The following is a 26,253-nucleotide window of genomic DNA, read 5'->3' on the forward strand; positions in this document are numbered from 1 at the left end:
GCCGAGCGTAGTGGGGCTACTTCCGGGCGCGCTTCTCCCGCACCCGGATCGACATCCGGATGGGCGACCCGGTGAACCCGAACTCCTCGCGCAGCCGTCGCTCCAGGAACCGCCGGTAGCCCGCCTCCAGGAACCCGCTGGTGAACAGCACGAACGTCGGCGGGCGGGTGGCGGCCTGCGTGGCGAACAGGATCTTGGGCTGCTTGCCGCCGCGGACCGGCGGCGGCGTCGCGGCCACCACCTCGGAGAGCCAGCCGTTGAGCCGCCCGGTGGGCACGCGACGGTCCCAGGACGCGAGGGCGGTGCGCAGCGAGGGCGCGATCTTCGTCACCGAGCGCCCGGTCAGCGCCGAGATGTTGACGCGCTCGGCCCACCGCACGCGCACCAGGTCGCGCTCGAGCTCGCGCTTCATCGCCAGCCGGCGGTCCTCGTCGACGAGGTCCCACTTGTTGAAGACCAGCACCAGCGCGCGTCCGGCCTCCTCGACCATCGTGATCACGCGCTGGTCCTGCTCGGCGATCGGCTCGCCCGCGTCGATCAGCACGACCGCCACCTCGGCCGCCTCGATCGCGGCCTTCGTGCGCAGGCTGGCGTAGTACTCCATGCCGCTCGCGGTGTTGACGCGCTTGCGCAGGCCCGCGGTGTCGACGAAGCGCCAGACCTCGCCGTCGAGCTCCACCAGGGAGTCGACGGGGTCGACCGTGGTGCCCGCGACCTCGTGCACCACCGAGCGGACCTCCCCGGAGACCCGGTTGAGCAGGCTCGACTTGCCGACGTTCGGCTTGCCCACCAGCGCCACGCGGCGCGGCCCGCCCGGGGCGCCGAACCCGAGGTCGCGCGGGCTCTCCGGGAGGATGTCCAGGATCCGGTCGAGCAGGTCGCCCGAGCCACGGCCGTGCAGGCCCGATACCGGGTGCGGCTCGCCGAGCCCGAGACGCCACAGCGCGGCGATGTCGGAGGTGAGCCGGTCGTCGTCGGCCTTGGTGGCGCACAGCATCACCGGCACGTCACCGCGGCGCAGCACGCGCGCGACGGCCTCGTCGGTGGTGGTCGCCCCCACCGAGGCGTCGACGACGAGCAGCACGGCGTCCGCGGTCTGCATCGCCATCTCCGCCTGCGCCGCGACCGAGGCCTGCAGGCCCTTGGCGTCGGGCTCCCACCCGCCGGTGTCGACGAGGGTGAAGCGCCGCCCGTTCCACAGCGCGTCGTAGGCGATGCGGTCGCGGGTGACGCCCGGGATGTCCTGGACGACCGCCTCGCGCCGCCCCAGCAGGCGGTTGACCAGCGTCGACTTGCCGACGTTGGGCCGCCCGACCACCGCGAGCACCGGGGCCGGCACCAGTCCCTCGGGTTCGCCGTCCGCCCCGTCGACCAGGTCGGCGTCGGTGAACTCGGCCGGGTCGAGACCCAGGCGGCCCATCTCGGTGAGGGTGTCCTCGTCGTACTCGCTCATGTGTTGCTCCGTAGGGCATCGAGTTCTCGGACCATCCCGGCCAGCGCGGCCCGGACGGTCTCGGTGGCGGCGGCGAGACCCGCGCGCCCACCACCTGCGGGGAGGTCGAGCGGCTCGCCGACCAGCACGTCCACCCGGGGGCGCAGGCGACGACCGGCACCGGCCGGGCGGCGCGTGCCCCGGCAGACCACCGGCAGCACCACCGCACCGGACGCGCGCGCCAGCCAGGCCGCGCCGTGCTGCGCCGCGGCCATGTCGCCCTCGCCGCGGGTCCCCTCGGGGAACACCCCGACGAGCCCGCCCTCGCGCAACACCGCCACCGCTGCGGTCAACGGTCGCCGGTCGGGCGCCCCGCGGCGCACTCCCAGCTGGCCGATCAGTGGTAGCGCCCGGCCGGCCGGCCCGTCGAACATCTCCTGCTTGACCAGGAACACCGCGCGGCGCCCGACCAGTCCGAACAGCAACGGGCCGTCGACGAACGCGCTGTGGTTGGCGACGAGCACCACCGGACCGGCGGCCGGCAACCGGTCGCCGTGGTGCACCCGCACCCGGTAGAACGGCGTGAACAGCCACGTCCCGACCCACCGGGCGAGGTCGTGGAACCACGGCCACGACCCCTCGGGGAGTTGGGTCCCCTTCACCGCACCAGGCCCCGCTCCCCCACCAGCCTACGCAGCTCGTCGAGCACGGCGTCGACGCTCAGGTGGTCGGTGTCCAGGACGACGGCGTCGGCGGCCGCGGTCAGCGGCGAGACGGTGCGGGTGGTGTCGAGGTGGTCGCGACGCCGGACGGCGGCGAGCACCGTGGCGGCGTCGGCCCCGCGCCCGGCCTTGCGGTCCTGCGCGCCGCGGCGGGCGGCGCGGATCTCGTCGGAGGCGGTGAGGTAGACCTTCAGCGCGGCGTCCGGCGCGACGACGGTGCCGATGTCGCGGCCCTCGACCACCATCCCGCCCTGCGCCGCCACGGCGGAGGCGATCAGCTCGCGCTGCCGCCCGACGATCAGCTCCCGGATCTCCGGGTGCGCCGAGACCGCGCTGACCAGCCCGGTCACCGCGGTGCCCCGGATCTCCGCCTCGACGTCCTCGCCGCAGAGCAGGATCCGCGGCGCCGCCGGGTCGGTGCCCGACTCGATCCTGGCCTGCGCCGCGGCCAGCACGACGTCGCGGGCGGCGCTGTCGGCGTCGAGCCCCGCACGCAGTACCGCCAGCGTCGCCGCCCGGTACATCGCGCCGGTGTCGAGGTAGGGCACCGCGCACTCGCGTGCCAACCGCCTGGCGACGGTGGACTTCCCGGTGCCCGACGGGCCGTCCATCGCGACGACCCCGTGCAACCTGCCCGCCACCGGCCCGACCCCTCATCCGGGGCCCCGCGGCCCCCTGCTCGCCGCATCACGGCCTACGACCCGCGGACGCGGGCCGCCCTCCATCATGCCGTGCGCCGGATCGGGCGACGTCAGCGGCATGGACCTCCCGCCCACCCCACCCGCGAGTCGGGAGGATCGTGCGACCGAGTCCGCTCCGGCGTGCGCGCCCGGGACCCGCACGGAGGCGACGACTCGGTCGCACGGATGTCCCGACTCGCGGGTTACAGGCCGACCGAGGCGTAGAGCGAGCCGATCTCGCTGCGGTTGAGCGGCCGGAACCGGCCGGGCCGCTGGTCGCCGAGCAGGACGTCGCCGACGGCGGTGCGCACCAGGCGCTGCACCGGGAACCCGACCTCGTCGAGCAGGCGGCGCACGACGTGCTTGCGCCCCTCGTGGATCTTCAGCTCCACCATCGACCGCCCCGGGGTGGAGTCGACGAGCTTGAAGGAGTCGACGACGACCGGCCCGTCCTCCAGCTCGACCCCGGCCCGCAGCCGCTTGCCCAGATCGCGCGGCAGCTGGCCCATCACCTCGGCGACGTAGGTCTTCTGCACCTCGTAGGACGGGTGCATCAGCCGGTGGCCGAGCTCGCCGTCGTTCATCAGCAGCAGCAGGCCCTCGGTCTCGGCGTCGAGGCGGCCGACGTGGAACAGCCGGCTGCGCGGCGCGCCGGTGAAGTGCTCCTCCATGATCCCGCGCTCGACGATGAGGTCGCCCACGCTGGGCCGGCCCAGGTCGTCCGACATCGACGACAGCAGCCCGCGCGGCTTGTTCAGCGCGAGGTAGACCATGTCGTCGCTGAGCACGATCCGGGAGCCGTCGACGTGGACGACCGCGGTGTCGGGATCTATCCGGCGGCCCTGCTCCCGCACGACCTCGCCGTCGACGCTGACCCGGCCCTGCGCGATCAGCTCCTCCGACGCGCGCCGCGACGCCACGCCGGCCTGGGCCAGCACCTTCTGCAGTCGCACGCCGTCACGGTCTTGGCTGGTGTTCACGGGTCCTACTTCTCACATGTCGTCGATCGAGTCCACATCGGGCAGCAGCGGGGCCAGCGGGGGCAGGTCCTCCACGGAGGACAGCCCCAGGCGCTCCAGGAACAGCTCGGTGGTGCGGAACAGGGTGCCCTGCGTCGCGCCGTCGATACCGGCCTCCTGCACCAGCCCGCGGGACACCAGCGTACGCAGCACCCCGTCGCAGTTGACGCCGCGCACCGCCGAGACCCGTGCGCGGGTCACCGGCTGCCGGTAGGCGATCACCGCGAGGGTCTCCAGTGCGGCCCGGGTGAGCTTCGCGCGCTGCCCGTCCAGCAGCAGCCGCTCGACGTAGGGCGCGTAGGTCTCGCGCGTGTAGAACCGCCAGCCGCCGCCGACGTGGCGCAGGTCGATGCCCCGCCCGGCCTCGGTGTACTCGCGCGACAGGCGCACCAGCGACGACCGCACCCTGGCGACGGGCTGGTCCAGCGCCAGCGCGAGCGCGTCGGCCTCGGTCGGGGCGTCGACGACCAGCAGCAGCGCCTCCAGCGCCCCGTCGAGCTCGGGGTCGGCGAACAGCGCCAGCTCCTCCTCTAGGGCGTCCATCGCACCGTCAGCTCCCCGAACGGTTCGGGCTGGTCGAGCTCCACGACGGCGCCGCGGAACAGGTCGAGCACGGCGAGGAAGCGGGCGACGACCTCGATCGGCGCGACGCAGTCGGCCGTGAGCGTCGCGAACGTGGCGACGCCCAGCTCGGCCAGGCGCGCCCGCAGCAGCTCCGCGTGCTCGGCCACCGACACCTCGTGCTGGTGCAGGTGGGCCAGGCCGGGACCCTCCGGCGGCGGCTTGGGTCGGAACACGCTCGCGGCCAGGTCGGCGAACGCGGCCGCGTCGACGCCGAGCAGCACCTCGGGCAGCAGCACCGCGAAGCGCTCCTCCAGCGCCACCGACCGCGGGAACCGGCGCGCCGCCCCCGCCTCCAGCTCGACGAACAGCGACGCCACCTGCTTGTAGGCGCGGTACTGCAGCAGCCGCGCGAACAGCAGGTCGCGGGCCTCCAGCAGCGCCAGGTCCTCGGCGTCCTCCACCTCGGCGTCGGGCAGCAGCCGGGCGGCCTTGAGGTCGAGCAGGGTGGCCGCGATGACGAGGAACTCGGTGGTCTCGTCGAGGTCGGCGTCCTCGCCCAGGAACCTCAGGTGCGCGATGAAGTCGTCGGTGACGCGGTGCAGCGCCATCTCGGTGATGTCGAGCTCGTGCTTGCCGATCAGCTGCAGCAGCAGGTCGAACGGGCCCTCGAAGTTGTGCAGGCGCACGGTGAACCGCTGCGGGCCCGCCGGTTCCGGGGCGGCGGCCGCGGTGTCGTCGAGCAGCGTCACCGCGCGATGACCTCGCGGGCCAGCAGGCGGTACGCCTCCGCCCCGTTGGACTGCGGGGCCCAGGTGGTGATCGGCTCCCCGGCCACGGTGGTCTCCGGGAAGCGCACGGTGCGGTTGATCGTGGCCTCGAACACCAGGTCGCCGAACGCCTCGATGACGCGCTGGCGCACCTCGCGGGTGTGCAGGGTGCGGGGGTCGAACATCGTGGCCAGTATCCCGAGGATCGTCAGGTCCGGGTTGAGGCGGTCCTGCACCTTCTCGATGGTGTCCATCAGCAGCGCCACGCCGCGCAGCGAGAAGAACTCGCACGCCAGCGGGATCAGGATCTGGTCGGCGCAGGCCAGCGCGTTGATCGTGAGCAGGCCCAGCGACGGCTGGCAGTCGATGAGGACCACGTCGTAGCGGTCGAGCACGGGCTTGATCGCGCGGCCGAGCGCCTGCTCGCGGCCGACCTCGGTGACGAGCTGCACCTCCGCCGCGGACAGGTCGATGTTGCTGGGCAGCAGGTCCAGCCCGGCCACACCGGTCTTCTTGATCACGTCGTCGACCTCGACGCCGCGCTCCATCAGCAGGTTGTAGACCGTCGTGTCGAGCTCGTGGGCCTGCACGCCCAGGCCGATCGACAGGGCGCCCTGCGGGTCGAAGTCGACGAGCAGCACCCGCCGTCCGTACTCGGCGAGCGCGGCCCCCAGGTTGATCGTCGACGTCGTCTTGCCGACGCCGCCCTTCTGGTTGGCCACGGCGATGATCCGCGCCGGACCGTGCTCGGTCAGCGGCGCAGGTTCGGGCACCATCAGGCGGTGTCTCCCCCCCGAGCCGGTCGGGTGGACGGGCTCGTCGTGTTCGCCGTCGAGGTCGGCTCGGTCGTCGTGGTCGGCTCGGTCGAGCGGTTCCGGGACGGGGACGTAGGGCCGCGGCATGTCCATGCGGGGCTCCGGTCTGTGGCTCGGACGGCCCGACGGGCCGTTCCGGGCAGACTAGGAGTCGCCGCCGACGAGCGGCAACGCGCCCCGCCGTGTCGCGGCCGCCTTCTTGGTGTCACCGTCGGCCGGAGCGGGCCGACGGGAGCCGAACGTTACCGCCCGGTCGCGGCCGGGTGCGGTCGGGGGTGCTCACGTCCGGGCGCCCGATCGTGTGAGGGCGCCGCGCCACGGTCGTCACGGAGCGGTCACCCGGGCGTCTCCCCGGGCTTGTTGACTCCCTCGCAGCCCGCCGACGGGACCCGAGAGGCCTCCCCCATACCTGATCTGTTCACCCCCTTACACGCTCAAGGGCGTGACCCTGCGCAACCGCATCGCGATGTCGCCGATGACGATGTACCGCTCGGTCGACGGCCGGATGGACGACTTCCACCTCATGTACCTGGGCGCCCGGGCCGCGGGCGGCTTCGGGCTGATCTTCCCCGAACAGGTGGCCATCGCCCCCGAGGGCCGCACCACCCCGCACTGCGCCGGGATCTACGACGACGCCCAGATCGAGGGCCACGCCCGCGTGACGTCGATGATCAAGAACATGGGCGGGGTGGCGGGCATCCAGCTCGGGCACACCGGCCGCAACGGCAGCGAGCTCAAGCCGTGGGTCGCCGGGGACCTCGGCCGACAGCTGCCCCCTGACCACCCGGAGGGCTGGCAGGTCGTCGGCCCGTCGGACCTGCCCTACGGCTTCGGCAAGCGCCCCTACCCGGTGCACGCGCTGACCGTCGAGGAGATCAAGGCCATCCACGTGCGGTACGCCGAGGCCGCCGTGCGCGCGCTGGAGGCGGGCTACGAGTGGCTGGAGATGCACTTCGCGCACGGCTACCTCGCCGCCAGCTTCTACTCGCCGCTCGCCAACAGGCGCACCGACGCCTACGGCGGCAGCAAGGAGAACCGGGCCCGGTTCCTGATCGAGGCGATGGACGCCGTCCGCGCGGTGTGGCCGGAGCACCTGCCGCTCACCTTCCGCCTCGGCGCCGACGACTACCACCCCGACGGCGTGCGCTGGGAGGACTCGGTCGAGGTCGTCGGCTGGCTCGTCGAGCACGGCGCGGACATGGCCGACCTGTCCTTCGGCGGCAACACCGACGACATGCGCGACCCGTTCTTCGGCGACGTCAGCGCGTGGGTCGAGCGCGGCGCGCAGGTCCGGCGGGAGATCGGCGTCCCGGTCACCGTCAGCTGGAACCTGGGCGTGCCGCAGAACGCCGACCGGGCGATCCGCGAGGAGAAGATCGACCTGGTGCTGCTCGGGCGCCCGGCCCTGGCCAACCCGCACTGGCCGGTGTGGGCCGCCCGCGAGCTGGGCCACCCGGCCCCGTTCGAGCTGGTGCCCGAGGACTGGGGCTGGTGGCTGCAGAACTTCCGCGGCCACGACCCGAGCATCGGCTGGCCCGCGGTGCCCGCGACCCCGGACGGCCTCGACGAGGTCGCGTGACCCACCCCCGGCGGGTTCTCCCACCCCACCCGGCGAGTTCGCCGCCCACGCACGGCGAGTTCGCCGATCCCGTGCACCCCGCGCGTACGTGACCGGCCGACACACCGAACGTCTGCGGCAGACCCGCCGGGGGTGGTCAGTGGGTGAGTGCCAGCTTCCCGAGGAACCCGGTGACGATCGTGGTGAGGTCCCCGGGCCGCTCGATGTGCAGCCCGTGGCTCGACCCGGGCCCGGTGACGAGCTCGTAGTGCGCGCCCGGGATCGCGTCGGCCACCTTCTTCGCCTGCCACGGCGGGGTCAGCAGGTCCTGCTCCCCCACCACGACCAGCGTCGGGGCGGTGATCCCGCCGAGCCGGTCGAGCGTGTCGTGCGCCAGGTCGGCGTCCCACTGCTCGACGGTGACCTGCATCTGCTCCTCGTTCTGCGGGAACGCCGGCAGCATCGGCTCCAGCATCTGCGCGAAGTCCGGGTGGTCGAGCAGCTGCGGGGAGAACGCGAGGCCCGCCGTGGCGAACGCCGACTCCATGTCGCGGTGCACGTAGGGCAGGCGCAGGGCGCTGAGCACCGACCGCTGGAAGCCGTCGGCCCGGCCCCACGTCGCGTAGAGCAGCGCGGACGCGACCTGGTCGGGATGGGCGAGCGCCAGCTCCTGCCCGATCGCCGAGCCGAGCGACCAGCCCAGCACGTGCGCGCGCGGCACCTCCAGCGCCTCCAGCAACGCGGAGGCGTCCTCGGCGAGCGAGGCGACGGTGATCGGGCCGGTGCCGCGGTCGCTCCCGCCCAGGCCACGGTTGTCGTAGGCGATGACCTGGTGGGTCTCGCTCAGGCGCGTGATCATCTCGCCCCACAGGGGGATCGCGCCGGACGTGCCCATCACCAGCAGCAACGGGTCGCCGGTGCCGGTGATCTCGTAGTTGAGGGTGACTCCGGTGCGGACGGGGATCTGCGGCACGGATCTGCTCCTTCGAGGGTCGGCGGTAGGAGGCTCAGCGGTAGGAGAGGCCGTCGTCGACGTCGGCCTCCGGGAGTGCGGTGCGGTCGTGCGCGTACTCCTGCATGTGGGTCCAGGGCTCGCGGTCGCCCTGCTTGAACATCCGGTCCTGGGAGCGCAGCACGTAGTTGGGGTTGAAGTTCTCGGGGTCCGACCACTCCCGCAGCTCCATGTCGGCGTCCTGCGGCCGCAGCTCCGGCACGACGGTCCGCGCGCCCCGCTCCCCCATGCGCTCGACGATCCGGGCGACGACGTCGTTGACGAGGTCGACGCGCAGGGTCCAGCTGTGCCGGAAGTAGCCGAAGGCGTAGGCCATGTTCGGGACGCCGCTGATCATCATCCCGTGCCAGGTGACCCGCTGCGAGAAGTCGACCGGCTCGCCGTCGACCGCGAACGGGATGTCCCCGAACACCGACAGGTCGAACCCCGTCGCGGTCACGACGACGTCGGCCTCCAGCACCTCGCCCGAGGAGACCCGCACGCCCTCCTCGGTGAACTCGGTGATCGTGTCGGTGACGACCGAGGCCCGGCCGTCGCGCATGGCCTCGAACAGGTCGCCGTCGGGGACGATCGCGATCCGCTGCTGCCACGGCCGGTAGCGCGGGGTGAAGTGCTTCTCGATGTCGGTGCCCTCGGGCAGCAGCGGGGTGATCGCGTCCATCAGGAACGTGTGCAGCTGGTCGGGGTCCTCGTGCCCGACGGCGGCCAGCCAGTCGAGCTGCTGGGTGTACTGGCGGCGCAGGATCTCGTGGGTCCAGTCCGGCGGGAGCTGCAGCGGCTCGAGCATCGTCGCAAGCTCGTGGACCTTCGGCGACGGGAACCAGTACGACGGCGAGCGCTGCAGCATCGTCACGTGGTCGGCCGACTTGGCCAGGGCCGGGACGAGCGTCGCCGCCGTCGCCCCCGACCCGATGACGAGCACCCGCCGCCCGGTGTGGTCGAGGTCGGCCGGCCAGGCCTGCGGGTGGACGATCGTGCCCGCGTAGCGATCGGTGCCGGGCCACTCGGGGGTGTAGGGCTCGTCGTGGTTGTAGTAGCCCTGGCACATCCACAGGAACGACGCGGTGAGGGTGACCCGCTCGTCGGTGTCGGTGCGGGTGACCTCGGCGGTCCACCGGTGCTCCTCCGACGACCAGGACAGCGCGGTGACGCGGTGGTGGTAGCGGATGTGCCCGGCCAGGTCGTCCTCCTCGATGACCTCGTCGAGGTAGTCGAGGATGGCCCCGCCCGCGGCGATCGACGGCCCGACCCAGGGCTTGTGGCGGTAGCCGTAGGTGAACAGGTCGCTGTCGGAGCGCGCGCCCGGGAACCGGTGGGTCCACCAGGTGCCCCCGCGGGCGTCCTGCGCCTCCAGGATCGCGAAGGTGCGGTCCGGGAACCGCGCCCGCAGGTGGTGCGCGGCGCCGATGCCGGACACCCCGGCCCCGACGATCAGGACGTCGAGGTGCTCGCGGTCGGTGCGTGTCATGGGCGGGACTCCCTGCGTCGACGGTGACGGCGTCCGACGCTAGGTCGGGTGCCGGGACCCGACGTGTCCGAACTTCGGACGGTTCCGACCTTGACCCCGTGACGCATGATGTGAGCAAGGCGACAGAGAGGTGCCGCGGCATGGGGGACGTGCTGGCTCGACGCAGGCTGCTCACCTCCGCGCTGGCCCGGCTGCACGACCGCCCCGACGTCGACCTGCCCGGCGTCCCCGGGCACGTGGTCGCGTCGTGGCGGCGGAGCCTGGCCCGCGGCGTCGATCCGGCGGCGGTGTCGAACCGGCACCACCCGGACCTGGACCTGGACTCCCGGCTGGTGCGCTGCGCCCGCCCGGTGATCGACCAGCTGGCCGAGCAGATCGCCGACGCCCCGGTCTGCGTGGTGCTCACCGACGACCGGGCGCGCCTGCTCGTGCGGCTCGACACGACCGTCGCGATCGGGCGGGCCGCCGACGACAACCGCTTCGCCGAGGGCTTCGGCTACGACGAGGGGGCGGTCGGCACCAACGGGGTGGGCACGGTGTTGGAGTCGGGCCGGTCGGTGCACGTGGTGGGCGCCGAGCACTTCGTCGAACCGCTGCAGTCCTACGCGTGCGCGGGCGCCCCGGTGCGCGACCCGGTCACCGGGCGGATCGAGGGCGTGCTCGACGTCAGCTGCCGGGTCGAGCACTCCTCACCGATCCTGCACTCCCTGGTCACGTCCGCGGCCGCGCGGATCCAGGACGCGCTGCTGCACGACCGCGACGCGGGCCAGCAGGCGGTGTTCGACCTCTACACCCGGGTCGACGCCCGGTCCCGGCGTCCGGTGCTCGCCGTCGGGCGGCGGATGGCGCTGGCCAACACCGCGCTGCAGACGCTGCTGGACCCGGGAGATCTCGCCGCGCTGACCGACCACGCGCGGTTCCGCATGGTCCGCGGCCCCGCCGTCGACGACCGGCTCGACCTGCCCTCGGGGGTCCGTGTCCGGGTGCGGGGCACGGCGGTGACGGCCGGCAGCGCGGTCGCCGGCCTGGTCGCGGTGGTCTCGGTGCTGCGTGAGGCCGCGGTCGGCCGGGCCGTGGCGGTACCGCAGCCCCGCCCCGCGCCGGACCCGCGGCCGGAGCCGGAGCCGACGACCGCGGGCACCGGGCCCGCCTGGCGCGCGGCCTGGACGGCGGCGGCCGAGGCACTGCGGGCCGGCACCCCGCTGCTGGTCACCGGGGAGCCGGGCAGCGGCCGGCGCCGGCTGCTCGCCGACCTGGACGGCGCGGTGCACGGGCCGGGCCGCGTGGTGGAGATCGGACCGGCCGACGACCCCGTGGCCCGCGTCCGGGACGCCGGTCCGTCCCCGCTGGTCGTGCTGGCCGACCTCGACCGCTGGCCCGGTGTCCCGGCCGGGCTGCCCGGCGCGCTGCGCGGGGCCCGGCTCGCCGCCACCGCCGCCGACGGCGCCCGGTCCGGGCCCGGGCTGCTCGCCGCGTTCCGCCGGACGGTGACGGTGCCGCCGCTGCGGAACCGGTCCGCGGACCTGCCGGCCCTGGTCACTGCAGTGCTGGCCGAGCTGGCCCCCGGCCGGGACGTCCGGCTGTCCGCCGACGCGCAGCGCACGCTGGCCCGCCACGGCTGGCCGGGCAACGTGGCGGAGCTGCGCGACGCGCTGGACGCGGCCCTGCGCCGGCGGCCGGTGGGCGTGCTGCAGGTCGGCGACCTGCCCGCGTCGTGCCAGAGCGCGCCACCGGGGTCGTTGCGCCGTGTCGACCGGGCCGAGCGCGACGCGATCGTCGCCGCCCTGCGCGAGACCGACGGGAACCGGGCCGCCGCGGCGGCGGTGCTCGGGGTGGCCCGGTCCACGCTCTACCGCAAGATCGCGCAGTACCGCATCACGGCGTGAGCCTCAGCCCAGCGCGCGGGGGTGGGTGGTCGCGTAGACCTCGCGCAGGGCGTCGACGGTGACGTGGGTGTAGACCTGGGTCGTGGTCACCGAGGCGTGGCCCAGCAGCTCCTGGACGGTGCGCACGTCGGCGCCGCCGGCGAGCAGGTGCGTGGCGAAGCAGTGCCGCAGCGTGTGCGGGGAGACCTCCGCCGTCAGCCCGGCCACCTCGGCGGCACCGCGCAGGACGTGCCAGGCGCTCTGCCGCGACAGCCGCGCACCGCGCGCGTTGAGCAGCAGGGCGGGGGTGCCCCGGCCCTTCGCGGCCAGGGCCGGGCGGGCCCGCACCAGGTAGGCGTCGACGGCGGCCAGCGCGGGCCGTCCCACCGGCACGATCCGCTGCCTGCCGCCCTTGCCGCGCAGCAGGACCGTGCGCCCGTCGACGTCGAGGTCGTCGCGGTCGATCCCGACGGCCTCGGAGATCCGGGCGCCGGTGGAGTAGAGCAGCTCCAGCAGGGCGCGGTCGCGCAGCGCCACCGCGCCGTCGCCGATGCAGCCGGCGAGGAGCTGGTCCACCTCGTCGACGGCGAGCGCCCGCGGCAGCCGCGCGGCCACCGCGGGCGGGGTGACGGCGCGGGCGACGTCCTCGGGCACCAGGCCGTCGCGCGCGGCGAACCGGTGCAGACCGCGCACCGCGGCCAGCGCCCGCCCCGCCGACGACGCGGCCAGCGGGCTCGGACCGCTGCGCAGCGCCACCACGAACGCGCCGACGTCGGCCTCGCGGACCGCGGCGAGGTCGTCGATCCCCAGCCCGGCCAGGTGCGCGACGTAGCGGCGCAGGTCGGCGGTGTAGGAGGCCACGGTGTTGGCGGCGCTGCCCCGCTCGACGGTCAGGTGGTGCAGGAACGCCTCCACCGCCGACTCGACACCCACGCGACCATCATGCCGCCGGCCCGCACCCGCCCCGTGCAGCCGGGCGGGCGTGTCCTCAGGCCAGTGCCGGGATCACCTCGCGCTCGAACAGCTCGATGCCCGAGCGGTCGTAGGCGGCCTCGGCGAAGTTGAGGATGGCGTAGGTCATGCCCGCCTCCTTGAGCTTCGTGAGGTTCTCGATGATCTGGTCGGGGGTGCCGCATGCCGGCAGGCCGCGGACGGCGCCGAGCGAGCCCTCGGCCTTCTCCTCGCCGACGTGGGGCACCAGGCGGGCCTTGGCGTCCTGCATCCGCTGCTCGACCTCGGCCTGGTCCTTCCCGATGGCCACGTTGTAGTTGGCCGAGCGGGTGATCGCCTCGAAGTCGGTGCCGACGGTCTCGCAGTGCCCCTTCAGCAGCTCGGACTTGCGGGTGAAGCCCTCGAGCGTGCCGTCGAAGTTGGTGTAGCGGGCGTACTTCGCCGCGATCTTCAGCGTCACCTTCTCGCCACCGCCGGCGATCCAGAGCGGGATGCCGCCCTCCTGCAGCGGGCGGGGCTGCACGATGGCGCCGTCGACCTGGTAGTGCTTCCCGTCGAGGGTGGCGCTGCCGGTCTCCCAGGCCTGCTTCATGATCTGCACGCCCTCGTCGAGCAGCTGCAGGCGCTCGGGCCCGGACGGGAAGCCGTAGCCGTAGGCGCGCCACTCGTGCTCGTACCAGCCGGCGCCGATGCCCATCTCGACCCGGCCGCCGGAGATGATGTCGGCGGTGGCGGCCACCTTGGCCAGGTAGGCGGGGTTGCGGTAGCCCATGCACGTGCACATCTGGCCGAGCCGCACCCGCTCGGTCACGGCGCCGAACGCCGACATCAGCGACCAGGCCTCGTGCGTGGCCTGGTCGGTGGGGGCGGGCACGGTGTGGAAGTGGTCGTAGACCCACACCGACTCCCAGGGGCCCTCGTCGGCGTGCTGGGCGAGCCCCTTCATCGTCGCCCACTGGTCCTTCGGGTCGATGCCGACGAGGTCGTGTCGCCAGCCCTGGGGAACGAACAGTCCGAATCGCATACCGGTCACGAACCCCGAGCGTAGTCCCCGGCGGCGGTACCGTCGCAGGCGTGAACACGCCGGAGCCGCGGCGCATCCGCGTCGGCCACGCCGAGCGCGAGTGGGCCGTCACCGAGCTGGGCGAGCACCTGTCCGCGGGCCGTCTCGACCCCGACGAGTACGCCGACCGCACCGCATCCGCCTACGCCGCGCGCACCTCCGACGAGCTGGAGGCGCTGTTCACCGACCTGCCCCGGCCCGCCGCCGCGCTCCCCGTCGCCTTCCCGGCGCCCTACCCGGCGCTGCCACCGCACGCGCCGCACGGGATCGACCCGCACTCCGGGATGCCGTTCTCCGACCGGTCCCGGGTGGCGGCCGGGGTCCTGCAGCTGGTGTTCCCGTTCGGCGTCGGCCGCCTCTACAGCGGCCACCACGGCATCGCGGTGGCCCAGCTGCTGCTCTCGTTCGTCGTCGTCGGCGTGGTCTGGGCGTTCGTCGACGGCATCGTCATCCTCGCCGGGCGGCCCACCGACCCCTACGGCCGCCCGCTGCGGCCGTAGGTCAGTCCGCGCGGGCGGCGAACCGGGACGGCCGGTCCTGCCACGGCGCGTCCGGTGGCCGGGCCGCCGTCGGCGCCCCGGCCAGCACGTGAGCGGCCAGCACGGCCGCGACGGTGACGGCGTTGACGATCGTGCCCGCCAGCACCATCCGCACGGCGACGGGCATCGAGACCCACTTGACCGTCAGGTCGGCCTCCTCGTTGTCGCCCTCGTCGGGGCCGTCGGGGGCCGGCCTGCCCACCTCGGAGATCCCGCGTGCGAGGTAGACCCGCACCGACTCGTCGGAGAACCCCGGCGACGGCACGACGTCGATCAGCACCGACCACTCCGTCGCGGCCAGCCCGGACTCCTCGGCCAGCTCACGCTGTGCGGTGAGCACCGGGTCCTCCCCCGCGACGTCGAGCAGCCCGGCCGGGAGCTCCCACAGCCGTCGCCGCACGGCGTGCCGGTACTGGTGGATCATCATGACGCGGTCGTCGGCGTCGAGTGCGACGACCGCGACGGCCCCGGGGTGCTCCACGATCTCGCGCGTCGCGACCCGCCCACCGGGCATCACCACACGGTCCGAGCGCAGCGCCATGACCCGCCCGGAGTAGATCTCCGAGCTGCCCTCGACGGGGAAGTCGTGCCTCACGTGCCCGCCCCGTTCACCGACGCGTGCTCGCGCTCGGCCTCGTCGAACGGGAGCAGCACCTCGCCCTGATAGCGCAGCGCCGCGCGGACGAACGCCGCGAACAGCGGGTGCGGCCGGGTGGGGCGGCTCTTGAGCTCGGGATGGGCCTGCGTGCCGACGTAGAACGGGTGGGTCTCGGCGGGCAGCTCGACGAACTCGACGAGCGAGCCGTCCGGGGACGTGCCCCCGAACACCAGCCCGGCCTCCTCCAGCCGCGACCGGTAGGCGTTGTTGACCTCGTAGCGGTGGCGGTGGCGCTCGGTGACCTCGCGCCCGCCGTAGGCCGCGGCCACGACCGTGCCCGCGCCGAGCGTCGCCGGGTAGGAGCCCAGGCGCATCGTGCCGCCCATGTCGCGCTCGCCCGCGACGACGTCGCGCTGGTCGGCCATCGTGGAGATCACCGGGTGCGGGGTGCGCTCGTCGAACTCGCTGGAGTTGGCGTCGGCGAGCCCGGCCAGGCTGCGGGCGGCCTCGATCACCATGCACTGCAGGCCCAGGCACAGGCCCAGCGTGGGGATGCCGCGCGTACGGGCGTGGGTGAGCGCGCCGAGCTTGCCCTCGATCCCCCGCACGCCGAACCCGCCCGGGACGAGCACGCCGTCCATGCCGTCGAGTGCGGCGGCGGCCCCCGCCGGGGTCGCGCACTCGTCCGACGGCACCCAGACGATCTCGACGCGGGCGCGGTGGGCGAACCCGCCGGCCCGCAGCGCCTCGGTCACCGACAGGTAGGCGTCGGGCAGGTCGACGTACTTGCCGACGAGCGCGATCCGGGCCGTCGCCTCGGGGTGGTGGACGCGCTCGAGCAGGTCGCCCCACACCGTCCAGTCGACGTCGCGGAAGGGCAGGCCCAGCCGCCGCACCACGTACGCGTCGAGGCCCTCGCTGTGCAGCACCTTCGGGATGTCGTAGATCGACGGCGCGTCGGGTGCGGCCGCCACCCCGTCCAGCTCGACGTCGCACATCAGCGAGATCTTGCGCTTCATGCCGTCGGGGATCTCGCGGTCGGCGCGCAGGACCAGCGCGTCGGGCTGGATGCCGATGTTGCGCAGCGCCGCGACGGAGTGCTGGGTGGGCTTGGTCTTGAGCTCGCCGGACGGCGCGAGGAACGGCACCAGCGAGACGTGCAGGAAGAAGCAGTTGTCACGGCCCACCTCGTGGCGGACCTGCCGGGCCGCCTCGACGAACGGCAGCGACTCGATGTCGCCGATCGTGCCGCCCACCTCGGTGATGACGACGTCGGGCGCGACCCCGTCGGCGTCGGGCTCCGCCATCGCGAGGATGCGGTCCTTGATCTCGTTGGTGATGTGCGGGATGACCTGGACGGTGTCGCCGAGGTACTCGCCCCGGCGCTCCTTGGCGATCACCTCGGAGTAGACCTGCCCGGTCGTGACGTTGGCCCGCCCGTGCAGGTCCCGGTCGAGGAACCGCTCGTAGTGGCCGACGTCGAGGTCGGTCTCCGCCCCGTCCTCGGTGACGAACACCTCCCCGTGCTGGAACGGGTTCATGGTGCCCGGGTCCACGTTCAGATACGGGTCGAGCTTCTGCATGATCACCCGCAACCCGCGGGAGGTGAGGAGCTGGCCGAGGCTCGACGCCGTCAGACCCTTACCCAGCGAGGACGCGACCCCACCGGTGACGAACAGATGACGCGTCGCACGAGGCTGCACGGGTTTTCAGCGTACAGCGGCCCCCGCCGCCCGCCCCACCCACCCGCGAGTCCCCCGTTCTACGCGCGAGTCCCCCGATTCCGCTCCGCGAGTCCCCCGATTCGCGCGCCGCCGCTCACGCCGCCGGCGCGGCCCCGTCCGACGCCGTCGCGGCGGTGCCGTAGCGGCCCGCCCGCCCGTCGAGCTGCTCGCGCAGCGCCAGCACCGTCGACACCTGGCCGGGACCGGACTGCACGTCGTCGACGGTCGAGAGGGCCGCGGTCACCGTGGAGTCCGCCCGGGCCACGCCGACCGGCCCGGTGGAGTCCGCCGAGCCGGTGCGACCGGCGAGGACCGCGCCGGCCCCGCGCCGGTCGAGCTCCGCGGCGAGCCGGGCGACGACGGCGGCGGCGTCGGCGGCGTCGACCCCGGTCAGGGCACCACCGGTGAGCACGACGACCAGCGTCGCGGGGGCAGGGGGGTCGCCGGCCTGCACGAACCCGGCGGCGGCGAGACCGTCGAGCACGGCCGCGGCGTCGCCGCCCTCGAGCAGCGCGCCGCCCAGCAGGCCACCGAGCAGGCTGCCCGTGTCGGACGCCGCGGGCAGCTGCGCCCCGGACGGGAGCAGGCCCGCGGTGAGCTCCCGGAGCTGGTCGGCCCGGGCCGGGTCGCCGACGGCGGGGGTCAGCGTCACCTCCCCGGCGACCGCGGCACCGGCCTGCCCGAGCAGCGCGACGAGCCCGTCGCGGTCGGCGACCTCGGCACCGGCGGTGACGATCGTGACGGCCCGGCCGTCGAGCAGCCCCCGGACGGCGGCGGGCCCGACACGGCGGGCGAACTCGTCGGAGGCGCGGGCGGCGGCGGCGAGGTCGTCGCGCTCCCCGGTGAGGGTCTGCACCCGCCCGCCCAGCTCGTCGCGCTCGGTGGAGACGGCGGACAGCAGCCGGTCCGAGACCCCGCTCGCCCCGAGGACGACCCCGAGCGCCAGCGCGAGGAACACCGCGGCGATCGAGACCACGTGGTAGCGCAACGACATCATCCGAACCAGCCCCGCACACCGTCGACGAGACCGCGCCAGCCCTGGGCGATCCAGTTGAGGACCGCGTCCCCGGCGTCGGAGACCAGCAGCGCCGCGACGACGGCCACCAACGCGGCGCCGACCATCAGCAGGATCGCCCCGAGCGACACGCGGCTGCGGTAGAGCGCGGCGATCACCCGCCCGTCCACCAGCGTGCCGCCGAGCTGCAGCCGGGTGAGGAAGGTCGAGGCGTTGCTGCCCGAGCGGCCGCGGTCGAGGAACTCCGCCATGCTCGCCGAGAGCCCGACCGTCACCACCATGGACGCACCGTGGTGGCCCGCGAGCAGCAGTGCGAGATCCTCGGAGTTGGCCGAGCTGGGGAAGGTGACCGCGCCCGTCCCGAGGTCCTGCACGCGGTGCAGGCCGGGCGCGTGGCCGTCGGCGAAGGCCGGGACGACGACGTCGGCACCGCAGGTCAGCGCCTCGTTGGACACCTCGCCGGGATCGCCGACGATCAGCGCGGGCCGGTGCCCGGCGGCGAGCAGCGCGTCCGCCCCCGCCCCGACCCCGATCAGCACCGGCCGGTACTCGGCGATGAAGTTCTTCAGCCGCGCCAGGTCGGCGACGTGGTCGAACCCCGCGGCGACGACGAGCACCTGGCGCCCGGCCAGCTCCACGTCGACGTCGGGCACCCCGGCGCCGTCGAGCAGCAGGGCGCGCTCGCGGCGCATGAACTCGATGGTGTTGGCGGCGAACGCCTCCAGCTGGTGCGTCAGCCCGGAGCGGGCCTCGACCAGCGCGTCGGCGACGGAGTCGGCGTCCTGCTCGACACCCTCGCCGACCCGGAGCTCGCCGAGGTAGAGCACCCCGTCGAGCAGCCGCAGCTTGCTGCCGTCCTTGACGGCGTGCAGCACCTCGGCACCGGCGGAGTCGACGAGCGTGATCCCGGCGGCCACCAGCACCTCGGGGCCGAGGTTCGGGAACCGGCCGGAGATCGACGGCGAGGCGTTGACGACCGCGGCGACCTCGGCGGCGACGAGCGCGTCGGCGGTGGCCCGGTCGAGGTCGATCTGGTCGAGGACCGCGATCTCCCCCGCCTTGACCCGGCGCAGGAGTGCTCCGGTGTGCCGATCGACGCGGGCGACCCCGGACAGGCCGGGCAGCTCAGGGCGGGTGCGGTGCAGCAGGCCGGACAACTTCATGCACGCACTGTGACACTGTCTGCAGCAACGGCCAGGAAGGCACGCCGCACCGTCACCCCGCGTTCATCGTGTCCGTTTCGCTGCGCGCTTCGGCTTCGCCGGGGCCCGGTCGGCCTCGCGGTGCGCCCGCGCCGCGCCGAGCAGCTCCTCGGCGTGGGCACGGCCGGTGTCGGTGTCGTCGAGCCCCGCCAGCATCCGGGCCAGCTCGACGATCCGGTCGCCCTCGGCCAGCGTGCGTACCCGGCTGCGGGCCGGCCCCGATCCGCCCCGGACCGCCTTGTCGACGACCAGGTGCCGGTCGGCGTAGGCCGCCACCTGCGGCAGGTGCGTCACCACGATGACCTGGTGGCGGGCGGCGAGGCGGGCCAGCCGCCGCCCGATCTCCACCGCGGCCCGCCCGCCGACCCCGGCGTCGACCTCGTCGAAGACCATCGTGGGCACCGGGTCGGCCCCGGCGAGCGCCACCTCCAGCGCCAGCATCACGCGCGACAGCTCGCCACCGGAGGCACCCCGGTGCAGGGGCTGCGGCGTCGCGCCGCCGTGGGCGACCAGCCGCAGCTCGACGTCGTCGACGCCGGTGGTGCCGGCGACGAGGTGCCGCCCGCCGTGGCGCAGGGCGTGGGGGGTGTCCGGCCCGGCCTCCCGGGGCCGCACGTCGACGAGCAGGCGGGCGTCGGCCATCGCCAGCCCGCCCAGCTCGGCCGTGGTGCCGGCGGCCAGCCGGGCCGCGGCCTCGGTGCGCGCCGCGGTGACCTCGGCGGCGTGCCCGGCCAGCTCGACGGCCAGCTCGTCGCGGCGGGCGGCCAGTGCGGCGAGGGTCTCCTCGGAGGTGTCGAGCCCGTCGAGCCGGCGGCGGGCGTCGTCGGCCCAGGCCAGCACGCCGTCGACGTCGGCGGCGTACTTGCGGGTGAGCGCCTTGAGATCGGACTGGCGCGACAGCACGGCGGCCAGCCGCTCGGGATCGGCGTCGAGCCGGTCGAGGTAGGCCGTGAGCTCGGCGCCCACGTCGCCGAGCAGGGCCAGCGCCTCGGCCAGCCGGGCGTCGAGCGCGGTGAGCTCCTCGTCGCCCGCGCCGGTGAGCCGGTGGCGGGCGTCGCCGATCAGCGCGAGCGCGGCCGGGGCGTCGGGGTCGCCCTCCTCGGCCCCCACCAGCGCCGTGCGGGCCGCCGTGGCGACCTCGCGCAGGTCGTCGGCCGCCACCAGCCGCCGCGACTGCGCGAGCAGGTCGGCGTCCTCCCCCGGCTGCGGATCGACCGCGCCGATCTCGGAGAGGCCGTGACGCAGCAGGTCGGCCTCCTGCGCCATCCTCCGGGCGCCGTCGCGCCGCTCGGTGAGCTCGGTGGCCACCTTCAGCCACTCGGTGCGCACCGACCGGTAGCGGTCGAGCGGGCCGCCGACGGCGTCGCCGGCGAACCGGTCGAGCAGGGCGCGCTGCTCGACCGGGCGCAGCAGCCGCAGCTGGTCGTTCTGCCCGTGCACCGCCAGGGTGGCCTCGGCGAGCCTGCCCAGCACCCCGACCGGCACCGACCGCCCGCCCAGGTGCGCGCGCGACCGCCCGTCGGCCCCGACCGTGCGCACCGCGATCAACGTGCCGTCGTCGTCGGCGTCGGCCCCCACCTCGTCGGCGACGGCCAGCGCCGCGGCCCCCGCGGCGAACCGGCCCTCCACGACCGCGCGTTTCGCCCCCGCCGCCACCCGGGACGCGTCCGCGCGCCCGCCACCGAGCAGCGACAGGCCGGTGACCACCATCGTCTTGCCCGCCCCGGTCTCCCCCGTGAGGACGGTGAGCCCGGGATCGAGCTCGAGGGTGGCGTCGTCGATCACGCCCAGCCCCTGGATCCGCATCTCGGCCAGCATGGTCCGGAGGGTACGGCGGCACCCCGACAACTACGGTTTCGGTGCCCCGCGCCAGCCCCGGATCGGCAGGTCGAACTTGCGTACCAGGCGGTCGGCGAAGGGCCGCCCGTCCAGGCGCACCATCCGCACCGGCGCCTCGCCGCGCGAGAGCTCCACGCGCGCGCCGGGGGGCAGCGCGACGGTCCGCCTGCCGTCGCAGTCGAGCACCGCGGGCGGGCCGTCCGCGTCGACCTCGATCGCCACCTGCGAGTCCGGGGAGATCACCATGGGGCGCGCGAAGAGCGCGTGGGCGTTGCTCGGCACCAGCAGCAGGGCCTCGACCTGCGGCCACACCAGCGGCCCACCCGCGGAGAAGGCGTAGGCGGTGGACCCGGTCGGCGTCGCGCACAGCACGCCGTCGCAGCCGAAGGCCGACACCGGCCGCCCGTCGACCTCCAGCACCACCTCCAGGATCCGCTCGCGGGTCGCCTTCTCCACCGCGGCCTCGTTGAGCGCCCAGGTCCGGGCCAGCACGTCGCCGTTGCGGCGGGCGACGGCGTCGAGCGTCATCCGCTCCTCGACGTCGTAGCCGCCCGCGACGATCGCGTCGAGGGCGTCGCCCAGCGAGTCCTGCTCGGTCTCGGCGAGGAACCCGACCCGGCCCAGGTTGACGCCCAGCAGCGGCACCCCCACCGGACGCGCCATCTCCGCGGCGCGCAGCAGCGTGCCGTCGCCCCCCAGCACGAGGACGACCTCGGCGCCCTCCGCGCAGCCGGGCCGCCCGTCGACGACGCGGGGCCGCAGTGCCGCGGGCAGCTCCCCGACGTCGGACCACTCCTCGGCCAGCACGCGCAGCCGGATCCCGTCGGCCGCCAGCCGGGCCGCCACCGCCGACGCCGTGCTCCGGTTGGTCTCCCGGCCGGTGTGCAGGACGAGCAGGACCTCGCGCCCGGTCACGCCGGGCCCTGCTCGACGGCGGTGGCCAGCACCGCGTCGCCCACGTCGTCGCCGGTGCGGGCGAGCAGCAGGAAGAACTCGACGTTGCCCGACGGTCCCGGCAACGGGCTCGCCACCGCCCCGCGCAGCACCAGCCCGAGCGCGCGCGCGGCCGCCGCGACGTCGACGAGCGCCCCGAGGCGCAGCCCGGGGTCGCGCACCACGCCACCGGAGCCCAGCCGTTCGCGCCCCACCTCGAACTGCGGCTTCACCATCGGCACCAGCACCCCGTCGGTGCAGGCGGCGAGGGCGGGCAGCACCGTGCGCAGCGAGATGAACGACAGGTCGGCGACGGTCACCGCGACCGGCCCGCCGATGTCGCCGGGGGTGAGCGCGCGGACGTTGGTGCGGTCGTGCACCTGCACCCGCTCGTCGCTGCGCAGCCGCCACACCAGCTGGCCGTAGCCGACGTCGACCGCGACGACCTGGGCCGCGCCCCGGTCGAGCAGCACGTCGGTGAAGCCCCCGGTCGACGCGCCCGCGTCGAGGCAGCGCGCACCGGTGACGTCCAGCCCGAACGCGTCGAGCGCGCCGAGGAGCTTGTGCGCCCCGCGGGAGGCCCACTCGCGCTCCCCGGTCTCGCGGACGACCACCGGGGTGTCGCGGTCGACGACCGTGGCCGGCTTCCCCGCCACCACCCCGTGGACGGCGACGAGCCCCTGCTCGATCAGCTCCGCCGCCTGCTGACGGGACCGGGCCAGGCCGCGGCGCACCAGCTCGGCGTCCAACCGGGCCCGGGTGACCACCCGCGTCACGCCGATCCTGCGGCCAGCGCGTCGCCGAGCGCCGCGTGCACGCGTTCGAAGGCCTCGACGTGCTCGGCGGGCGGGCGCCCGGCCAGCTCGTCGAGGGCGGCCAGCGCCGCCTCGACGGCCGGGCGCGGGTCGACACCCCGCGGGTCGGCGGGCCGCGGCGACGCCGGTGGTCCCGGGAGCGGGACGGTCATGGGCGGGCTCCGGCCGGGTCGGGGGTGTCGGCTCCCGCCACGGTAGCCGGGCGCAGGCCGAGCTCGTCCAGTGCCCGCACCGCCCCCTCACCGGTCGGGGAGATCCGGAACCCGCCACCGCCCGCGGCCCAGTGCGCCGCACACAGCGCGCGCAGGGCGTCGAGCGCGTCGCCGTCACCGGAGAGCTCCAGCACCCCGGGCTCCACCGTCCGGGCCTCCCAGCCCGGCCGCGGCCCGGGCGCCAGCTCGTCGACGGGCCGGTGCAGGGCGGCCATGTCCGCGCCAACCAGGTCGGGCCGCAGCGCCTCGGGGGCTGCCAGCAGCTCGGCGGCGTCGGAGACCCCGGTGAGCACCAGCAGCGTCGTCATCCCCGCCGCCCGGCCCCCCTCGACGTCGGTGTCGAGCCGGTCGCCGATCATCAGCGGGTTCGTGGCCCCCACCCGGCCCGCGGCCTCGTGCAGCAGCGCGGGCGCCGGTTTGCCGGCCACCTGCGGTTCGCGGTCCGACGCCGTGCGCAGCGCCGCCACCATCGACCCGTTGCCGGGCAGCGGACCGCGCTCGGTCGGCAGCGTCGGGTCGACGTTGCACGCCACCCACACCGCCCCGGCCCGCAGCGCGACCGTGGCCTCGGCCAGCACCCGCCACCCGGTGTCCGGGCTGTGCCCCTGCACGACGGCGACGGCCTCGGCGGCGTCGGCGGTGACCGTCAGACCGACCCGCACGACCTCCTCGACCAACGCGTCGGTGCCGACGACCAGTACCGCCGCGCCCGCCGGCAGCTGCGCGACCAGCATCGCCGCGGCCGCCTGCGAGCTGGCGACGACGTCCCGTTCACCGGCCGGGAACCCCAGCTCCGCCAGGTGCGTCGCCACGTCGACGGGGCGGCGGGAGGCGTTGTTGGTGACATACATCGTCGTCACGCCCTGCTCCCGCGCCGCCGCCACCGCCTCGACCGCACCGGGAACCGCCTCGGCCCCGCGGTAGAGCGTGCCGTCGAGGTCGGCGAGCAGCACGTCGTGCCGGTCGAGTGGGGTCGTCACCGCGCGTCGTCCCCGTCGGGGTCGGCAGGCCTGTCGGTGTCGCCGGTGGCGGTCGCCGGGGCCTCGTCCGCGCCCCCCGGCCCGGATCCGGTCGGCTCGACCGGCCCGGCGGCCGCCGGGGCCTCCGCGGGGTCGTCGTCCCGGGCGGCCACCGGGTCGGTGACGCCGGAGTCCCCGCCGGTCGGGTCCGCCCCCTCGTCCGGCTCCGGCGACCCGTCACCGGGCGGGTCGGTCCGGTCGGCGCCCCCGGCCGGCTCCACCGGGCCGTCGTCCGCGGCGGCCTCGTCGGCCGGCGCAGGCACGTCGATCGGCGCGGGCTCGTCGGTCGGCGCAGGCTCGTCGGTCGGCGCAGGCTCGTCCACGACCGGGACGTCGTCCGCCGAGGTGCCGTCCAGGGCGGCGACCTCCCCGACCTCCTCGACCTCCTCGATCCCGAAGGCGAAGTCGTCGGCGTCGTCGGGGTCCTCGCCGGTCAGCTCGGCGATGCGGCCGAGCGCGTCGGTCTCCCCCTCGTCGTCGACGTCGGAGGCGTGCACGAACCACTGCAGCGCGTCGGACTCCCGCCCGGCGGCCAGCAGGTTGTCGGCGTAGGCGTAGAACAGCCGCGCGCTCCACGGGTCGCGCCGGGCCGGGTCCAGCTCGGCGATCTGCAGCCCGACGACGGCGGCGTCGAGCTCACCGAGGTCGCGCCGCGCCCCCGCCGCGACGATCGCCAGCTCGATCCGGCCGGCCGTGCCCAGTTCGGCGGCCTCCGGGCTGCGCGCGATGTCGATCGCGCGCTCCGGCCGGCCCAGGGCCCGCTCGATGTCGGCCATCACGGGCAGGTGGACGGGCCCACCGCCCATCCGCCGTGCCGCGCGCAGCTCGGCGAGTGCCTCCGACCACTCCTCGGCGTGGTACGCCGCGATCCCGGCGGCCTCGCGGACCACCGCGATCCGTGACGCACGGCGCCGGGCGTACCGGGCGTGCTCCAGCGCCAGGGCCGGGTCCTCCTCCATGAGGCTGCCCGCGGCGACCAGGTGCCGCGCGACGCTGTCGGCGGTGTCCTTCTGCAGCCCGCGCAGGTCGCGCCGGACCTCGGCGTCGAGGGCGGCCACCGTGTGCTCCTCGCTCAGGCGCGGCTCGGCGACGAACGACGCGCGCGCCGACTCCGGCACCCCGGTCCGGTCGCGGCCGGGCCGGGCCGAGGCGTCCCGCGACGGCCGGTCCGGCCGTCCGCCTGCCGAGCGCCGGGGGTCGGGGCGCCGCTCCGACCGGGCTCCGGCCGCCGGTCGCCGGTCGGAGGAGCGCTGCGCGGGCGCACGGTCCCCGTACGGTGCGGACGCCCGATCCGGGCGACCACGCTCGGCCGGGGTGCTGCGGTCACCCCGGGCACCGCGATCGGGCCGGTCGTCGCGGCGGTCGGGCCGCCGGTCACCGTCGGGACGGTCGTCCCGGCGGGGGCGGTCCCACGACGACCGCGCCGCCGGCTCGTCCCGCCGCGCGGCCGGCGGACGCGCGACACCCCGGTCGTCGCGCCGCGGGCGGTCGCGCTCGTCGCGCGGGCCCCGCCCGGACGACGAGGGGCCGGAGGTCCGGCTGCGGTCGTCCCGGCTGCGGTCGTCCTCACGTCGGTCCGAACCCCGGTACGCGCCGGACCGCCGGTCACCGGCCGGCCGGTCGCGGTCGTCGCGGACGGGACGGCGGTCGTCGCTGCGGCCGGGACGCGCGCCCCGGGCGTCCGGTCCCGCGTCCCGGCGACCGTCCACGCGCCGGGCGAAGGCCGTGTCACGACCCTCCGCCCGCTCGGGCGCGGCGCCGCGCCCGCGACTCTCGGACCCACCCCGACCCCCGCTCCAGCCACCACGATCGTCCCGGCCCCGGTCACGATCGCCGGTGTAGCCGTCACGACGATCGTCCGAGCGGTCGGCACGGACCGGGCGCGCACCCGATCCGCCGCGCGGCTCGGTGCGACCCACGCCGCCGCGGTAGCCGCCCGTGCCCTCCCGCGGACGCCCGGCGCCTCCACGGTCGTCCCGGGGACGACCACCGCGTCCGTCGTCGCCGCCCGGGCGACCCCTGTGCGGTGCGGTGCCCCGGCCGTCGTCGTCCCGCCGCGGACGGGACGTGCCCGCGTCGGCGCCGCGGCGCGGATACCCGCCCTGGGAGCGATCGTCGCGACGGCCTCCGACGGCGTCACGGTCGGCGCGGTGGCCGCGCCCGGCGGCGTCACCGGAGGACCTGGAGGCACCGGAGCGGCTCGGCCGGTCCCGGTCGCCGCGCGCACCCGCATCGGACCAGCCGCTGCCGACACCGGTACCCCGGCGGGACTCGCCACGGGAATCGCGGCCGGCACCGGATCCCGTCCGCTGCGGCTTTCCGCGCCGTTCCCCGCCCGATCGATCATGTCCTGCCGGGGAGCCGCCGCGATCATCTCGTCGCGGGCGGTCATCGCCGGAACCATCCGCGATACTCACCTACAGAGGATACAAAAAAGTGGG

The 26,253-nt window shown here is 75.3% G+C and carries 24 protein-coding genes; 3 read left to right on the forward strand and 21 right to left on the reverse strand.

Annotated features, from left to right (window positions below; all coding sequences use genetic code 11):
* Positions 1-16 precede the first annotated feature (16 nt).
* The 7 genes from der to PHY01_RS18420 all read right to left on the reverse strand — a co-directional run bounded on the left by der (position 17) and on the right by PHY01_RS18420 (position 6,092).
* A complete protein-coding gene (gene der, locus PHY01_RS18390; protein WP_141280243.1) occupies positions 17-1,453 on the reverse strand; it encodes a ribosome biogenesis GTPase Der in 1,437 nt (478 codons plus the stop codon).
* Positions 1,450-2,094: a lysophospholipid acyltransferase family protein gene (locus PHY01_RS18395; protein ID WP_141280244.1), complete on the reverse strand. Its 645-nt coding sequence runs from the start codon at positions 2,092-2,094 to the stop codon at positions 1,450-1,452. The genes der and PHY01_RS18395 overlap by 4 nt, the downstream gene beginning before the upstream one ends.
* Positions 2,091-2,765 carry a (d)CMP kinase gene (gene cmk / locus PHY01_RS18400; protein ID WP_141280274.1) on the reverse strand — a complete coding sequence of 225 codons (675 nt, stop codon included), beginning with the start codon at positions 2,763-2,765 and terminating at the stop codon, positions 2,091-2,093. Before cmk ends, PHY01_RS18395 begins: the two co-directional genes overlap by 4 nt.
* 272 nt (positions 2,766-3,037) lie before the next feature.
* Positions 3,038-3,787 carry a pseudouridine synthase gene (locus tag PHY01_RS18405; RefSeq protein ID WP_218030221.1) on the reverse strand — a complete coding sequence of 250 codons (750 nt, stop codon included), beginning with the start codon at positions 3,785-3,787 and terminating at the stop codon, positions 3,038-3,040.
* 39 nt (positions 3,788-3,826) lie between these two features.
* Positions 3,827-4,396 (reverse strand): SMC-Scp complex subunit ScpB, encoded by a 570-nt coding sequence (gene scpB, locus PHY01_RS18410; RefSeq protein WP_141280246.1) that lies wholly within the window; start codon positions 4,394-4,396, stop codon positions 3,827-3,829.
* Positions 4,384-5,166, reverse strand: coding sequence for a segregation and condensation protein A (locus PHY01_RS18415; protein WP_141280247.1), 783 nt, complete (start codon positions 5,164-5,166; stop codon positions 4,384-4,386). The genes scpB and PHY01_RS18415 overlap by 13 nt, the downstream gene beginning before the upstream one ends.
* On the reverse strand, positions 5,163-6,092 hold the full coding sequence (locus PHY01_RS18420) for a ParA family protein (protein ID WP_141280248.1): 930 nt from the start codon (positions 6,090-6,092) through the stop codon (positions 5,163-5,165). The genes PHY01_RS18415 and PHY01_RS18420 overlap by 4 nt, the downstream gene beginning before the upstream one ends.
* Before the next feature lie 319 nt (positions 6,093-6,411).
* Here PHY01_RS18420 and PHY01_RS18425 point away from each other — a divergent pair, with 319 nt between their 5' ends.
* Complete coding sequence (locus PHY01_RS18425; RefSeq protein ID WP_281283667.1) at positions 6,412-7,578, forward strand: NADH:flavin oxidoreductase/NADH oxidase; 1,167 nt, start codon at positions 6,412-6,414, stop codon at positions 7,576-7,578.
* 136 nt (positions 7,579-7,714) lie between these two features.
* Here the strand turns inward: PHY01_RS18425 and PHY01_RS18430 are convergent, their stop codons facing one another.
* Both PHY01_RS18430 and PHY01_RS18435 read right to left on the reverse strand, forming a co-directional pair.
* Positions 7,715-8,530: an alpha/beta fold hydrolase gene (locus PHY01_RS18430; RefSeq protein WP_141280249.1), complete on the reverse strand. Its 816-nt coding sequence runs from the start codon at positions 8,528-8,530 to the stop codon at positions 7,715-7,717.
* Between the two features lie 34 nt (positions 8,531-8,564).
* Positions 8,565-10,037: a flavin-containing monooxygenase gene (locus tag PHY01_RS18435; protein ID WP_141280250.1), complete on the reverse strand. Its 1,473-nt coding sequence runs from the start codon at positions 10,035-10,037 to the stop codon at positions 8,565-8,567.
* Between the two features lie 140 nt (positions 10,038-10,177).
* On the opposite strand from PHY01_RS18435, the gene PHY01_RS18440 reads away from it, so the two are divergent.
* Positions 10,178-11,923: a sigma-54-dependent Fis family transcriptional regulator gene (locus PHY01_RS18440; protein WP_141280251.1), complete on the forward strand. Its 1,746-nt coding sequence runs from the start codon at positions 10,178-10,180 to the stop codon at positions 11,921-11,923.
* Between the two features lie 3 nt (positions 11,924-11,926).
* On the opposite strand, the gene PHY01_RS18445 is transcribed toward PHY01_RS18440, so the two are convergent.
* The gene (locus tag PHY01_RS18445) at positions 11,927-12,835 is read right to left on the reverse strand and encodes a site-specific tyrosine recombinase XerD (protein WP_141280252.1); all 909 of its coding nucleotides are present in this window, start codon (positions 12,833-12,835) and stop codon (positions 11,927-11,929) included.
* A gap of 55 nt (positions 12,836-12,890) precedes the next feature.
* Positions 12,891-13,877, reverse strand: a complete 987-nt coding sequence (locus PHY01_RS18450; RefSeq protein WP_141280276.1) for an LLM class F420-dependent oxidoreductase — start codon at positions 13,875-13,877, stop codon at positions 12,891-12,893.
* 50 nt (positions 13,878-13,927) lie between these two features.
* Between PHY01_RS18450 and PHY01_RS18455 the strand changes: the two genes are divergently transcribed.
* Positions 13,928-14,416 (forward strand): DUF1707 domain-containing protein, encoded by a 489-nt coding sequence (locus PHY01_RS18455; protein WP_246085994.1) that lies wholly within the window; start codon positions 13,928-13,930, stop codon positions 14,414-14,416.
* Between the two features lies 1 nt (position 14,417).
* On the opposite strand, the gene PHY01_RS18460 is transcribed toward PHY01_RS18455, so the two are convergent.
* The 10 genes from PHY01_RS18460 to PHY01_RS18505 all read right to left on the reverse strand — a co-directional run bounded on the left by PHY01_RS18460 (position 14,418) and on the right by PHY01_RS18505 (position 24,930).
* The gene (locus PHY01_RS18460) at positions 14,418-14,996 is read right to left on the reverse strand and encodes an NUDIX domain-containing protein (protein WP_141280278.1); all 579 of its coding nucleotides are present in this window, start codon (positions 14,994-14,996) and stop codon (positions 14,418-14,420) included.
* A 50-nt stretch (positions 14,997-15,046) separates the two neighbouring features.
* On the reverse strand, positions 15,047-16,756 hold the full coding sequence (gene pyrG, locus PHY01_RS18465) for a CTP synthase (RefSeq protein ID WP_246085995.1): 1,710 nt from the start codon (positions 16,754-16,756) through the stop codon (positions 15,047-15,049).
* A gap of 115 nt (positions 16,757-16,871) precedes the next feature.
* Entirely contained in the window at positions 16,872-17,774 is a 903-nt protein-coding gene (locus PHY01_RS18470; protein WP_141280253.1) for a copper transporter, read from the reverse strand.
* Positions 17,771-18,955: a putative cytokinetic ring protein SteA gene (gene steA, locus PHY01_RS18475; protein WP_141280254.1), complete on the reverse strand. Its 1,185-nt coding sequence runs from the start codon at positions 18,953-18,955 to the stop codon at positions 17,771-17,773. Before steA ends, PHY01_RS18470 begins: the two co-directional genes overlap by 4 nt.
* Before the next feature lie 63 nt (positions 18,956-19,018).
* Positions 19,019-20,812 (reverse strand): DNA repair protein RecN, encoded by a 1,794-nt coding sequence (recN, locus tag PHY01_RS18480; protein WP_141280255.1) that lies wholly within the window; start codon positions 20,810-20,812, stop codon positions 19,019-19,021.
* Between the two features lie 30 nt (positions 20,813-20,842).
* On the reverse strand, positions 20,843-21,748 hold the full coding sequence (locus PHY01_RS18485) for an NAD kinase (protein ID WP_141280256.1): 906 nt from the start codon (positions 21,746-21,748) through the stop codon (positions 20,843-20,845).
* Positions 21,745-22,533: a TlyA family RNA methyltransferase gene (locus PHY01_RS18490; RefSeq protein ID WP_141280279.1), complete on the reverse strand. Its 789-nt coding sequence runs from the start codon at positions 22,531-22,533 to the stop codon at positions 21,745-21,747. Before PHY01_RS18490 ends, PHY01_RS18485 begins: the two co-directional genes overlap by 4 nt.
* Before the next feature lie 5 nt (positions 22,534-22,538).
* Positions 22,539-22,733 carry a hypothetical protein gene (locus tag PHY01_RS18495; protein WP_141280257.1) on the reverse strand — a complete coding sequence of 65 codons (195 nt, stop codon included), beginning with the start codon at positions 22,731-22,733 and terminating at the stop codon, positions 22,539-22,541.
* On the reverse strand, positions 22,730-23,773 hold the full coding sequence (locus tag PHY01_RS18500) for an HAD-IIA family hydrolase (RefSeq protein WP_141280258.1): 1,044 nt from the start codon (positions 23,771-23,773) through the stop codon (positions 22,730-22,732). Before PHY01_RS18500 ends, PHY01_RS18495 begins: the two co-directional genes overlap by 4 nt.
* Positions 23,770-24,930 (reverse strand): tetratricopeptide repeat protein, encoded by a 1,161-nt coding sequence (locus PHY01_RS18505; RefSeq protein ID WP_141280259.1) that lies wholly within the window; start codon positions 24,928-24,930, stop codon positions 23,770-23,772. The genes PHY01_RS18500 and PHY01_RS18505 overlap by 4 nt, the downstream gene beginning before the upstream one ends.
* Positions 24,931-26,253: the final 1,323 nt, after the last annotated feature.

It is taken from the genome of Pseudonocardia hydrocarbonoxydans, assembly GCF_006539565.1.
Taxonomy (GTDB): Bacteria; Actinomycetota; Actinomycetes; order Mycobacteriales; family Pseudonocardiaceae; genus Pseudonocardia; species Pseudonocardia hydrocarbonoxydans.

Excerpts from the sequence above, each read along its gene's own strand:
- steA (WP_141280254.1), bottom strand. The coding sequence starts at position 18,955 with ATGAAGTTGTCCGGCCTGCTGCACCGCACCCGCCCTGAGCTGCCCGGC.
- PHY01_RS18440 (WP_141280251.1), top strand. The coding sequence starts at position 10,178 with ATGGGGGACGTGCTGGCTCGACGCAGGCTGCTCACCTCCGCGCTGGCC.
- PHY01_RS18495 (WP_141280257.1), bottom strand. The coding sequence starts at position 22,733 with ATGACCGTCCCGCTCCCGGGACCACCGGCGTCGCCGCGGCCCGCCGAC.
- scpB (WP_141280246.1), bottom strand. The coding sequence starts at position 4,396 with ATGGACGCCCTAGAGGAGGAGCTGGCGCTGTTCGCCGACCCCGAGCTC.
- PHY01_RS18460 (WP_141280278.1), bottom strand. The coding sequence starts at position 14,996 with ATGGCGCTGCGCTCGGACCGTGTGGTGATGCCCGGTGGGCGGGTCGCG.
- PHY01_RS18435 (WP_141280250.1), bottom strand. The coding sequence starts at position 10,037 with ATGACACGCACCGACCGCGAGCACCTCGACGTCCTGATCGTCGGGGCC.
- PHY01_RS18470 (WP_141280253.1), bottom strand. The coding sequence starts at position 17,774 with ATGATGTCGTTGCGCTACCACGTGGTCTCGATCGCCGCGGTGTTCCTC.
- der (WP_141280243.1), bottom strand. The coding sequence starts at position 1,453 with ATGAGCGAGTACGACGAGGACACCCTCACCGAGATGGGCCGCCTGGGT.
- recN (WP_141280255.1), bottom strand. The coding sequence starts at position 20,812 with ATGCTGGCCGAGATGCGGATCCAGGGGCTGGGCGTGATCGACGACGCC.
- cmk (WP_141280274.1), bottom strand. The coding sequence starts at position 2,765 with ATGGACGGCCCGTCGGGCACCGGGAAGTCCACCGTCGCCAGGCGGTTG.
- PHY01_RS18420 (WP_141280248.1), bottom strand. The coding sequence starts at position 6,092 with ATGGACATGCCGCGGCCCTACGTCCCCGTCCCGGAACCGCTCGACCGA.
- PHY01_RS18450 (WP_141280276.1), bottom strand. The coding sequence starts at position 13,877 with ATGCGATTCGGACTGTTCGTTCCCCAGGGCTGGCGACACGACCTCGTC.